General features: G+C 64.2%; 8 protein-coding genes and 1 riboswitch. Of the genes, 5 read left to right on the top strand and 3 right to left on the bottom strand.

Translation table 11 applies throughout. From position 1 onward, the window contains the following. Positions 1 to 13: 13 nt before the first annotated feature. The gene (locus HHL22_RS12115) at positions 14 to 538 is read right to left on the bottom strand and encodes an HPP family protein (protein ID WP_169531598.1); all 525 of its coding nucleotides are present in this window, start codon (positions 536 to 538) and stop codon (positions 14 to 16) included. A gap of 381 nt (positions 539 to 919) precedes the next feature. Here HHL22_RS12115 and HHL22_RS12110 point away from each other — a divergent pair, with 381 nt between their 5' ends. Together HHL22_RS12110 and HHL22_RS12105 are read left to right on the top strand one after the other, a co-directional pair. Continuing rightward, on the top strand, positions 920 to 3,976 hold the full coding sequence (locus tag HHL22_RS12110) for an outer membrane beta-barrel family protein (protein ID WP_169531597.1): 3,057 nt from the start codon (positions 920 to 922) through the stop codon (positions 3,974 to 3,976). Between the two features lie 161 nt (positions 3,977 to 4,137). After that, on the top strand, positions 4,138 to 5,211 hold the full coding sequence (locus HHL22_RS12105) for a lysylphosphatidylglycerol synthase transmembrane domain-containing protein (protein WP_241738092.1): 1,074 nt from the start codon (positions 4,138 to 4,140) through the stop codon (positions 5,209 to 5,211). 20 nt (positions 5,212 to 5,231) lie between these two features. Here the strand turns inward: HHL22_RS12105 and HHL22_RS12100 are convergent, their stop codons facing one another. After that, on the bottom strand, positions 5,232 to 7,829 hold the full coding sequence (locus HHL22_RS12100; RefSeq protein WP_169531595.1) for an erythromycin esterase family protein: 2,598 nt from the start codon (positions 7,827 to 7,829) through the stop codon (positions 5,232 to 5,234). Positions 7,830 to 8,035: 206 nt separating this feature from the next. After that, the gene (locus tag HHL22_RS12095; protein WP_169531594.1) at positions 8,036 to 8,458 is read right to left on the bottom strand and encodes a hypothetical protein; all 423 of its coding nucleotides are present in this window, start codon (positions 8,456 to 8,458) and stop codon (positions 8,036 to 8,038) included. A 200-nt stretch (positions 8,459 to 8,658) separates the two neighbouring features. Between HHL22_RS12095 and HHL22_RS12090 the strand changes: the two genes are divergently transcribed. From HHL22_RS12090 to HHL22_RS12080, 3 genes are all read left to right on the top strand, one after another. Then, positions 8,659 to 8,952: a LysM peptidoglycan-binding domain-containing protein gene (locus HHL22_RS12090; RefSeq protein ID WP_169531592.1), complete on the top strand. Its 294-nt coding sequence runs from the start codon at positions 8,659 to 8,661 to the stop codon at positions 8,950 to 8,952. 190 nt (positions 8,953 to 9,142) lie between these two features. Next, positions 9,143 to 9,254, top strand: a riboswitch (SAM riboswitch). A gap of 380 nt (positions 9,255 to 9,634) precedes the next feature. Next, positions 9,635 to 10,315 (top strand): peroxiredoxin-like family protein, encoded by a 681-nt coding sequence (locus HHL22_RS12085; protein WP_169531591.1) that lies wholly within the window; start codon positions 9,635 to 9,637, stop codon positions 10,313 to 10,315. A 59-nt stretch (positions 10,316 to 10,374) separates the two neighbouring features. Beyond that, on the top strand, positions 10,375 to 11,739 hold the full coding sequence (locus HHL22_RS12080; RefSeq protein ID WP_169531590.1) for an O-acetylhomoserine aminocarboxypropyltransferase/cysteine synthase family protein: 1,365 nt from the start codon (positions 10,375 to 10,377) through the stop codon (positions 11,737 to 11,739). Positions 11,740 to 11,809 lie beyond the last annotated feature (70 nt).

Raw genomic sequence — 11,809 nt, 5'->3', positions numbered from 1 at the left:
GGGAAAGAAAACGCTACTGGGCGCCGGCCGCCGTGAAGCGGGCCAGCAAGTACGCCGAGCCGCGCTGCACGGCCAGCAGCACCAGCACCAAACCCACGGCCAGCCCAAACAGCAGCAGGTTGGTTTCGCCGCTGCCGCCGGCCCGGAAGGCGAAGCTCAGGGCCGTGCCCACCGCCGGCGGGTGCATAGTATTGGTGAGCAACATGAAGGCGATGATGCCCACCAGCGCCAGCGCCGCGCTAACGTAGCTTGGCCCCAGCCCGGCGTGGCAAACGTACCCTAGGCCTGCGGCGGCTAGCTGGCTCACGGCCAGCGTGCGGGCGCTGTTGGCCGGGTGGCTGGGGTCGAGGTAAATAAGAAAGCAGCTGCTGGCCAGCGAGGCAAACAGCAGTTGCTGGTTGCTGAGCAGCTTAAGCAAAAACAGCAAGCCCAACACGGTGACGGTGGGCAGCAGCGCCAGCAGTACCTCGCGCCGCAGCCCCAGGCGCGGGCGGCCCAGGGGGGCGGCTGGAGTGGAAGCAGGCGCGGGCGGGGGCATTGGCGGCAGTTGGGCGGAGGCTTGCCTATACGCACAGTGACCGCACCTGGGTTAAGCAGCCGATTTGTAGCAACGCTTCGGGGTAGGTTTTCGTCCCTTGGGAGCCCCGTTCCCAACGGCTCGGCGATGGCTGCTTGGGCCGGGCGCAGCCGGAAAAGTAGCTTTGCCCCGCTAACCTACCTGCGGCGCCCTTACCTACCCCGGCTTTGGGCGGCGTGGGGCCTAGGGCACTGGTAGGCGGCAAGGCAAGGGTCCTGTCAATCTGCTGTTTGGATGGCTTGGTCGGCACAATGGCGGGGCCGGCCGATGAATCGAGAAAAATTAAAGCTTAATCGTGCAACCTGCGTTAGCTATTCGCGCACTTTGGCCGTTATGATTTTTATGCAAAAAACTACTTTTTCGGCGCTTTCGCTGCTGACGCTGGGGCTGGCTGTCAGCCCGTACCTGGCTCAGGCCCAAGGCGGTGGCCGGCCCGCGGGCGCCGCGCCCGCCGCCCCGGCCACCCGCACGGCGGGCCGCCTCACGGGCACGGTGACGGACGCGGCCGGCGGCAAGCCGGTTTCCTACGCCACGGTGGCCGTCATCAACCCTGCCACCAACAGCCAGGTGAACGGCGGCGTGGCGGGCGACGACGGCAAGTTTGTGCTGCCCGTGCCGGCCGGCACCTACCGGGTCGAAGTCAGCTTCATCGGCTACACTACCCAGACGCGCACCGTGACGGTGCCCGCCACCGGCGGCAACGTGAGCCTAGGGGCCATTGTGCTGAAGGGCGAGGCCCAGAAGCTAGGCGAGGTAGTGGTGACCGGCCGCAAGCCCCTAATTGAGGAGCGCGTGGACCGCACCATCTACAACGCCGACGTGGACAAAACCACCCAGGGCGGCGATGCCACCGACGTGCTCAAGCGGGTGCCCCTGCTGAGCGTGGACCTGGACGGCAACGTGAGCTTGCGCGGCAGCCAGAACATTAAGGTACTGATTAACAACAAGCCCAGCACCATCTCGGCCAGCAGCGTGGCCGATGCGCTGAAGCAGATTCCGGCCGACCAGATTCAGACGGTGGAGGTGATTACCTCGCCCTCGGCCAAGTACGACGCCGAAGGCTCGGGCGGCATCATCAACATCGTGACCAAAACCAACGATTTGCGCGGCGGCTCGCTGGGCGTGAATGTGGGCGCCGGCAACCGGGGCACCAACCTGGGCCTGAACGGCAACTACCGCACCGGCAAGTTTGGGGTGAGCCTGGGGGGCTTTGGGCGCGCCAGCTACAACCAGCCGGGCAGCTTCGACAACCTCCAAACCAGCACCAACCTGCAAAACGGCTACCGCACCACCGTGGAGCAGAACGCCGCCACCCGCCGCAACGACGCCTTCGGGCGCTTTACGCTGGGCATGACTTACGACTTCGACAAGCAGAACTCGCTGGCGGGCTCGCTGGCCTACGGCGTGCGCAACGGCACCAACTACCAGGATAACCTGCTCAGCACCACGCTGGCCAGCACCAACCCCAGCGCTACCCTAGGCACTACGTCGCTGCGCAACGTGAAATCGACCAACAACTCGAACACCGTTGACGCCAGCCTCAACTACACCCACACCTACGCTGTGCCCCAGCGCGAGCTGAGCGTGCTGACGCTGTTTAGCCGTAACAACCAAGTCAACGATTTCACCAACGGCGTCTTCGCGCCCAGCGACCGCTCGTTTATTGGCAACCTGGGCAACAACAACGACAGCTACAACCAGGAGATAACCGGCCAGCTCGACTACGCCACGCCCACCGTCAAAAACCAGCTGCTGGAAGTGGGCGTGAAGGACATCGTGCGCAAGGTGTCGAGTACCTACAATTACTTCTACGACCCGGTGCTGACGCCCGCCACCGGCGGCACGCTCAACAACTCGTTCTTATACAACCAGAACGTGGCGGCTGGCTACGCCACCTACACCGTGGGGCTGCCCAAGGGCTTCACCGTGAAGCCGGGCGTGCGCTTCGAGTACACCACCATCAACGCCAGCTTCAGCAACAGCCAGGGCGTGCTTACGGGCACCAACATTCCCGACTATGGGGTGCTGGTGCCGAGCATCAACCTGTCGCGCAAGTTCGAGAACGGCAACATCATCAAGCTCTCGTACAACCGCCGCATTCAGCGCCCCTCGCTGCAGTTTCTGAACCCCAACGTACAGGCCAGCAACCCCTTGAACGCCTCGGCCGGCAACCCGCTGCTGCGTCCCGAATACACCAACAACTACGAAGCTGGCTACAGCACCCAAATTAAGCAGAAGGTAAACGTGAACCTGACGGCCTTTGTGCGCAACACCACGGGCGCCATCCAGTCGGTGCGCGTGCCGCTGCCCGACTCGCTGAACCCCACCCGCGCCGTGGGCGGCCTGCTGACTACCTACCGCAACGCGGGTACCGAAAACGCCTACGGCGGCAGCCTGTTCCTAGGGGTAAATTCGGGTAAGCTCAGCCTAAACGGCAGCACCGACGTGTACTACGCCGTGCTGCGCAACAACGACCAAACTAGCATTTATAACTCTAGCAACCAAGGATTTGTGGTAAACGCGCGGGCGTTTGGCTCGTATGATTTGGGCAAGAACTACTCGCTGCAACTCTTCGGCTTCTACCGCGGGCAGCAGGTGCAGCTGCAAGGCTACCAAAGCGGCTTCGGCATCTACAGCCTGAGCTTGCAGAAGAGCTTTGCCGAGAAGCGCGGCAGCATCGGCTTCGGGGCCGAGAACTTCTTCACGGGCCAGATTCGCATCCGCAACGAGGTGTCGACGCCCTACGTGGACAGCTACAACGGCGTGGTCCTCAACGGCCCGGTGCTGCAGCAAAGCAGTACCAACGTCATTCACAACCTGAACTTCAAGATTAACTTCAGCTACCGCATTGGCAAGCTCACGGCCGGTCCCTCGCGCGCCAAAGGCGTAAATAACGACGACCTGAAAGAAGGCGGTGGGGGCGACCTCGGCGGGGGCGACCTCGGGGGCGGCGCAGGGGTAGGTGGCGGCCAAGGCGCCGGTGGGGCGGGCGGCCAGCGCGGCGGCGGAGCCGGCCAGCGAACCGGCGGCTACCCCGGTGCAGCCGGCCAGCGCCCGGCGGGCCAACGCCCGGCCAGCGCTACTGACTCGACGCGCCGCGCTATTCCGGCCGATTCGCTGCAGCAACTGCGCAACCAGGGCGCCCGGCCCGATAGCACCGGCGCCCGCCCGGCCACGCCCGGCACGGCGGCTCCGGCGGCGGTGCCCGGCACTACGCCCGCCGTGGCCACACCCGGCCTGGGCACGCCCGCCCAGCCGGCCGACAGCTCGGCTACCAAACCCGCCGTTACCCCGGCTAGGCAGCCCACCCCTACCAACAAGGCGGTGGGCCCACCCTCGCCGGGCACCACCTCGCCCAGCGGCATCGTGCCGGCCGGCCAAACCGGTGGGCGGCCCTAGGGGTAGTCTGGGTTAGCAAAGCGTTATCATCCTGGCTATTTCGGCCCGGTCGGCAACTGCCGGCCGGGCCGTTTGCGTTGGAGGACGAGCGGCCGGCCGGGCATCTTCCTAGCGGTAGTAGCCCGGCCGCCGCCTGCACCTTGCCCTACCTTTGCAGCTCTATGCCAATGCCTAGCCCCCCGCCGCCCGCCCCCCCCGACGTGCAAGCCGCCGAAAGCGACCTGCTGCGCCAGTTGCGGCCCAGCCGGCTCATCTGGCCGGTGCTCATCGGGCTGGGGGTGGTGGGCTTCCTATTTTGGCGCTCGTACACGCCCGGCAGCCTGGCCCCCCTGGCCGATGCCAAGTGGGAGTGGCTGCTAATAACGCTGCTGGTGCTGTGGGCCCGCGACCTAGGCTATATCTACCGCATCCGCCACATTGCCGAATGCGAGCTGAGCTGGGGCCAGGCCTTCGGGGTTATCGCCATCTGGGAGTTTGCCTCGTGCGTGCTGCCCTCGGCGGCGGGCGGCACGGCCGTGGCCCCGGTCATCCTCACCAAGGAGGGTATCCCGCTGGGCAAGTCGCTGGCCTACACCATCGTAACGGCCCTGCTCGACAACCTCTACTACGTGCTGATGGTGCCACTGGTGGTGGTGCTGGCCCGCAAGGAGTTGTACCCTAGGGAGCTGGACTCGGCCTTCGTTGAAACGCTGCGGGTGCTGTTTATCGTGAGCTACCTGGCCGTGTCGGCCTACGCGGGGCTGCTGCTGTATGCGCTGTTCGTCAACCCGTTTGCGGTGCGGCGGCTGCTGGTGCGGGTGTCATCCATTCGGGCGCTGCGGCGCTTTCGGCGCACGGCCTACCGCCACGGGCAGGAGATGGTGAACGCCTCGGTTCAGCTGCGGGGCGCCGGCTGGCTCTACTGGTGGCGGGCCAGCATCAGCACGGTTTTCGTCTGGACGGCCCGCTACGCCGTCATCGGCTGCCTCATTGCAGCCTTCGTGCCGGCCATGACCAGCCACGAGTTCCGGTTCATCTTCGCCCGCAACCTCACCTACAAGGTGCTACTGCTCATTGCCGTCACGCCCGGCGGCTCGGGCATTGCCGAGGGGGCATTTCCCACGTTCTTCGGCCGCTTCATCGGCACGGCTGCCATGACCAGCTTCATCGTGCTGCTCTACCGCATCGTCACCTACTACTTCTACCTGCTAGTGGGCCTGTTGTACCTGCCCCGCTGGGCCGGGCGCCGCCGCTAGCCGGGGCCTAGGGCTTTGCGCTACGGTAGGGCCGGCCGTTGGTAGCTACGCCAGAATTCGGGGCGGTCGGGTACCGCTGGCGCGGGAGTTCGTGGTTGGTTTCTTGCGGGGAGCAGCGGCGGCGGTCCGGCCTCGGGCAGGATGGTGAAGAAGTGCGCCGTATAGCTCTGCATATTAAAAGGTTGTCCTTTCACACTGCGGCCAGCGTTAGCCGTTTGCCCTACGCTGCGGCGCACGTAGTAACGGCCGTTGGCCGCCTTAGCGTAGGTAACGACGTGGGTTGTGCGGTCGGCGCTGAATAGCAGGCTATAAAGCGACGCCACCTGCGTAGGGCGCCCGAAGTTCTTGCGGGCCACGCCGTTGTAAGTGGCCGTGTCGAGCTGCCACAGCGCCTCGTAGCGTAGCACGGCGTAGTCGCGCCGCCGCACCACTACTCGGCCCTGGTATACGCCCGTCAGGTAGGTGCCGGTGCTACGGTGGTTGGCGTTGCGAGCCGCAAAGCTGAGCACGTACAGCGTATCGGCCCCGCGGTAGCGCACGCTATCGAGCTTCAGCTGGAAGCGCCGCGCCCCGCGGTTTTTAAACAAGGGCGAAGTGCGCACCGGGTCGGCCGCCCACAGGTCGTGGCCCTGGGGGTCGCCGTAGCGCCCGCCGGGCTTGTAGCGGAGGGTGTCGGGGCCGCGCCGCAGCACGTGCAGCTGCTGCAGCTGCCGGCTGGGGTAGTCGCCGCTGCCCATGAAGTTACCAGTAAAATGCTGATAGCCAGCCGGCACTCGAAATCGGCTCACGTATTCGTCTTCCAGCTGCAAGGTGTCGAAACTGGTGACGCGCTGGTAGGTGTACACCTCGGCGGCGTAGTCCTGCTGCTCGTAATTGAGGGGAATGCGCTTAACCGCGTTCTGCAAAATGGCCTCGGCCGTGGGCAGCGGGCGGGCCGCCACGCGCACTTCTTCCAGGGTGTAGGCGGCGGGCGTCAGCAGCACCGTCAGCTCCTCGGTGCCGGCCGGCGAGCGCACGGTGGCCGTCGTGTAGCCTAGGCTGCTCACTTGCAAGGGCGTGGGCCCTGGGAGCGCCACTGTAAAGCGGCCTTGCCCATCGGCCACCGTGCCGCGCCCCAACTCGGGTAGCTGCACTGAGGCGTAGGGCACCGGCTGCCGCGTGCGTTGGTCGAGCACCACGCCCCGCACCGGGCGCACGCCCGCCACGTTGGCCACCGCCACCGTGCGCCGCAGCACCGTACCGCCCCGCCCCGGCGCCGGCGACAGCGAGCCCGGCGGTGCAGCCTGCGCGGCGGCCGGTGCCCCTAGGGCCGCCGTGTCGGGGGCAGCGGCGCTGGCCGTGCTGTCGGCCGCCACCCAGTGCGGCGGCTCCACGCTCCGGAAAAACACGAAGCCATCCACCACCTCGCTCCAGGGGCCGGCAATGGGCTGGTAGTCGAAGGCGTAGGTGGTGAGCTGCCGGCCGGGCGCGTCGTGCTTCAAGCTGACGAAGGCGTAGGGCGTGGGCACGGCCGCCAGCAGGCTGGCCTCCAGGGTGCCGGGCGCGGGGGCGGGCACGGGCGTGCCGGCCGTGCCGCGCATGCCGTGGCTGCCCCCGCCGGCCAGCGTGCCCAGAATGTACACTTGATTGGGCCCTAGGGCCGTTTTCACGGCCCGGCCCATGGGGCGGTAGTCGCGCAGCTCGTCGTTTTGCAGCACCTCTACGTGGTTGGCGAAGTGCGGCAGGGCACCCCAGCAAATTACTTTTTCGGTCGGGTGCTGGCGCAGGTACCACAGCAGGTTGTCGGCCATTTGGGCGTCGCGCGGGTTGCTGTCAGCGGCCACGAAGGTGTCGGCCGTTTTGGCGTTGGGGTCGTGCCGGGCGTAGTCGCGAGCCAGGGCGCCCAGGCTACGCAGGCACTGCTGCCAAAACGCAGCCTCGGCGCGGCGGCTGGCCTGGGGGGCATTGGCGGCACGCGCCAGCAGCGGGGCAGCTTTAGCCAGCTCGGCCTCGTAAGCCCCTAGGGTAAGGGTAGCCGGAAAAGCGAAGTGCTCTTCCATGTAGCCCGCCACGTCATCGAGCAGGGTATAGTTCAGGTTTTTGGCGCCTTTCTCGGACTCTAAAAAATCCTCCAGGTCATCGGTCAGGTCGTCGCTGTAGTCGCCGCTTAGCTGCGGGTCGAAGCCCATCAGGCGTAGGCCGCCGCCGTCGGGCCCCACCAGCGGCAGCACCGTCTGAAACTCCTGCGTCTGCATCCAGATGGGGAAGATGCTGGCCGCCATGTTCTTGGCCACCGACTTGCCGGTTTCAATTTCCTGCTGCGCCTTGTGTAAGCTGAAGAAGCCGCTCTCCATGGCCAGCGTGGTGAAGCCCAGGCGCTGCTGCAAGTACGCTACCAGCCGGGCCTTGGCGGCCAGCACGTTGCCTTCGCCGTGGGTGGGCTCGCCCAAGAAAACCACGCGCGCCCCATCCAACTCGCCGCGCAAAAACTCCAGGTCGGCAAACGTGGTGTCAGGCGGGCTGAGGTGGGCAATGGGGCGGGCGGGCACCAGCGGGCCCGCCACCGACTGGGCCCGCGTCTGCGTTAGCCCCAGCCCAAAAATCAGCAAGCTGCCCAGCAGCCACGTAAAGCAACGCATACCTAATAAGGTGCAAGTAATTCTGCCGAAAGTTGCATCGCCCGCAGCATACTCGGGACTGCGCAGGATGTTCGGAGCGCATTGGGTACCCTAGGGCCGAGGCAGCTGCGCCAAAGCTTGCGGCACGCCAAGCTGGGGTTAGCCGACATAAAAAACCCCGCGCCTGACTAGACGCGGGGTTCATCAAAGGTGCGCTTAGCTACGGGCTACTCGGCTTCCAGCATCAGCTTGGCGCCGCTGGTACCCACTAGCGTCAGCTTGTTATCGGTCAGCGTTTCCACGTTGAACGTATTCGAAGAAGTACTACCGTCGGGGGTCAGGGTCAGCGTTTTAGCTCCCTGGTCGAAAGAGAACTTGCCGCTGGTGGCGCCGCCAGTCCCGGTCATCGAGTAGGTATTGTTCGAGAATATGTGCAGGGTTTCTTGCTGCTGGGCATCGGTTTGTTTCACTTTGTCGCCCGCCGCATCAGTTTCCTTGGCGGTTTTCCACACCTTGCCATTGGTGCCGTATAGCATATTAGCGCCTTCTACCTTGCCCTTGTCGCTGCACGAGGCAGCGGTGAACAGCAGCGCGAAAGCGCAAAGCAGCGTAGCCAGGTAAGGCCGGAATGAGAGTGCGAAAGGAGTCATGGTGAAAATGAAAGAGTGAGCGAATGAAAATGACCGCCTAGCGGTGTTGCCGGGCTGCTTTACGCGGCCGGTTTTTTTTAGTTCCAGGCTCAACCCCCGCCCCGCAACTGCGTATAGCAGCCCGCTACCAGCCACCTGCCTCGGCCTACCGTTCAGCTGGCTATCCAGGCTTTATTTTTACCTCTAACTACTTCGCCGCCATGGGCCTACTTGATTTTCTCAGCAACGAAGGCGATAAAAAGCCAGTCGAAAATCCGCAGCCTGCAGCCAATGCTGGCACCGATTTTTTCGGCAACAAGCCCGCCGATGCCACCTCGGGCACCAACGGCGATACCTACACAGTAGCGAGCGGCGATACGCTCTCCAAAATTGCTCGCAACCACTACGGCGACGGCGCCAAGTGGCACCAGATATACGAGGCTAATAAGGCCACCATCGGCAGTAACCCCGACCACATTGAAGTGGGCCAGGTGTTAACCCTACCTAGTCTCTAGGTACTTTTTGCAGAAAAAAGGTGAGAAAAGCCGCTCCAGCGTTGGGGCGGCCTTTTTGTTTTAAGTAGAAGCTTCGTGCACCAACCGCGCCTAGCCGGCCATGCAAATTGTTGCGGAAATAAAATTCGCTTCTATCTTTGCCAGCACCAACCGGTACTCCTTTGCAGTAGGCAAAGCAGTTTTTTGAATTGATTTATACAGAAGCGGCGAGAGAATAGGCTCGTTGACCCGCTGGCAACCCTCCCTTCACGTGGAACGGTGCCAATTCCTACCTCGGCCCACCGGCCGGGGGTATATAAACCGAGTACCATGCCAACCCCTTTGTATTTTCCGTTTTCCTCCGCTGCCCCGGCTTTCGCCGCTGGGCGTGTAGCTGTCGTGTCTTCGCCCGTAGCCGCTGGCCTTGCGCCAGCCGCCCCCCTGCGAATGCGACCGCGCCGCGACTGTTGTCGCCGGCGCTAACCGCTCTGCCCGGCAGCGTTCCTTATTCTTATTTCGTGGGTTTTGCAGCGTGGACTAGGCAGCATTGCTGCTGCCCAGCTCACCTGGGCCGAACAGGCATCGGTCCAATTGTTAATTTACTGACAATCAAGAACACAACGAAGACAAGCGAGTATAGTGCAACGTGCGACCGGGAGTTTTTGCTACCAATCTTTCTTAAACTCCGCTACCGCTTACCATCATGGCTGCCACTCAAACCACTGCTTTCCAACACGACCTTGCCGCTACTGCCCAACACCTGAATACCGTGTTGCCCACCGCCGCTTCAGCTGCCATCGACCGTGGCATTTACGAGGTAGCTGCCTCCGGCCTGCTAAACCAAGTGCGGCCAGCCGGCCAGCAAGCCCCCGATTTCACCTTGCCTGGTGCTGACGGCCAGCCCGTGCAGCTAAGCCAGCTGCTGGCGCAGGGCCCGGTGGTACTTACTTTCTACCGCGGCAACTGGTGCCCCTATTGCAACGTGCAACTGCGGGCTTACCAGCTGCTGCTGCCCGAGCTAGCGCGCCTAGGGGCTACATTGGTGGCCGTATCGCCCCAAACGCCCGACTATACCAGCCTCACGGCCAGCGAGAAAGCGCTGACTTTCCCGGTACTGAGCGATGTGGGTAACCACGTGGCCCGGCAGTACGGCCTGGCTTTTGGCGTAGGCCCGGAGGTAGCTACCACGCTCCGCGCGCTGGGCATCGACCTGGCCGAGTTCAATGGCACTACCGCCGACGAGCTGCCCCTGACCGCCACCTTCGTTATCGCCCCCGACGGCACTATTGCCTGGCAGTGGGTGGACGCCAGCTTCAAGCACCGTGCCGAGCCGGCCGAGATTTTGGCGGCCGTGAAGCAGGCCGCCGTGGCCCAGGTGGCCTAGGGCACCGCAGCCCCCCAACCCGCAGTTACTCACCAACTAACAAATTCGTAACCTCCCCCATGGCGCTTCATTTCGAAACCCTGCAACTGCACGCCGGGCAGCAGCCCGACCCCACCACCGGCTCGCGCGCGGTGCCCATTCACCAAACCACCAGCTACGTGTTTAAGAACGCGGAGCACGGCGCCAACCTGTTTGCCCTCAAGGAGTTCGGTAACATCTACACCCGCCTGATGAATCCCACTACCGATGTGTTCGAGCAGCGTATTGCGGCGCTTGAGGGCGGCGTGGCGGCGGTGGCCGTGGGCAGCGGGCAGGCGGCGCAGTTTATCGCTCTCAACAACATCCTGCAGCCCGGCGACAACCTGGTGAGCAGCTCGTACCTCTACGGCGGCACCTACAACCAGTTCAAGGTGGCCTTCAAGCGCTTGGGCATCGAGGCGCGCTTTGCCGAGGGCGACGACGTAGACAGCATCGAGAAGCTGATTGACGACAAAACCCGCGCTATTTACGTGGAGACGATTGGCAACGGCGCCTTCAGCGTGCCCGACTTTGAGAAGCTGGCGGCCGTGGCCCGCAAGCACGACCTGCCGCTGGTGGTGGACAATACCTTCGGCGCGGGTGGCTACCTGTTTCAGCCCCTCAAGCACGGCGCCAACATCGTGGTGGAGTCGGCCACGAAGTGGATTGGCGGCCACGGCACTAGCATCGGCGGCGTAATTGTGGACGGCGGCACCTACGACTTCGGCAACGGCAAGTACCCGCAGTTCACCGAGCCCAGCGAGGGCTACCACGGCCTGGTTTTCAACGACGTATTTGGCAAGGGCGGGCCGTTTGGCAACATCGCCTTCGCCATCCGCGCCCGCGTGGAAGGCCTGCGCGACTTCGGGCCCGCCATCAGCCCCTTCAACTCTTTCTTGCTGCTGCAGGGCCTAGAGACGCTGAGCCTGCGCGTGGAGCGCACCGTGAGCAACGCCCTGGAAGTAGCCAAGTGGCTGGAGCAGCGCCCCGAAGTGGCCCACGTCAACTACCCCGGCCTGGCCAGCAGCCCCCACCACCAGAACGCAGCCAAGTACCTGCAGCGCGGCTTCGGCGGGGTGCTTTCGTTTACGCTGCACGGCAGCAAGGACACGGCCACGGCCGTAATTGATAACCTCCAGCTTATCAGCCACCTGGCCAACGTGGGCGACGCCAAGACGCTCATCATTCAGCCCTCGGCCACCACCCACCAGCAGCTGAGCGAGGCCGAGCAGACCGCCGCCGGCGTCACGCCCACGCTGCTGCGCCTCTCGGTGGGCATCGAGCACATCGACGACATTAAGGCCGACCTGGCCCAGGCCCTGGAAGCCGCCGGTGCCAGCAGCAAAGGCGGCGACGAGGAAATACCGGAGCCGACGCCCGAGCACGCCCAGCCGCTGGAAGTTTAATCGCAGATTTAACGGATTGCGCAGATACGCTTGCCGGTGGCAAGCTGACTACGCTGACGATTCTTATGTA

The organism is Hymenobacter polaris (genome assembly GCF_012927305.1).
GTDB lineage: Bacteria > Bacteroidota > Bacteroidia > Cytophagales > Hymenobacteraceae > Hymenobacter > Hymenobacter polaris.
Note: the sequence above shows the minus strand (reverse complement) of the source record. Positions and strands in the feature narration are given on the sequence as shown.

Bases quoted from the DNA above. Each gene is read 5' to 3' on its own strand.
- HHL22_RS12115 (WP_169531598.1), bottom strand. From the start codon at position 538: ATGCCCCCGCCCGCGCCTGCTTCCACTCCAGCCGCCCCCCTGGGCCGC.
- HHL22_RS12110 (WP_169531597.1), top strand. From the start codon at position 920: ATGCAAAAAACTACTTTTTCGGCGCTTTCGCTGCTGACGCTGGGGCTG.
- HHL22_RS12105 (WP_241738092.1), top strand. From the start codon at position 4,138: ATGCCAATGCCTAGCCCCCCGCCGCCCGCCCCCCCCGACGTGCAAGCC.
- HHL22_RS12100 (WP_169531595.1), bottom strand. From the start codon at position 7,829: ATGCGTTGCTTTACGTGGCTGCTGGGCAGCTTGCTGATTTTTGGGCTG.
- HHL22_RS12095 (WP_169531594.1), bottom strand. From the start codon at position 8,458: ATGACTCCTTTCGCACTCTCATTCCGGCCTTACCTGGCTACGCTGCTT.
- HHL22_RS12090 (WP_169531592.1), top strand. From the start codon at position 8,659: ATGGGCCTACTTGATTTTCTCAGCAACGAAGGCGATAAAAAGCCAGTC.
- HHL22_RS12085 (WP_169531591.1), top strand. From the start codon at position 9,635: ATGGCTGCCACTCAAACCACTGCTTTCCAACACGACCTTGCCGCTACT.
- HHL22_RS12080 (WP_169531590.1), top strand. From the start codon at position 10,375: ATGGCGCTTCATTTCGAAACCCTGCAACTGCACGCCGGGCAGCAGCCC.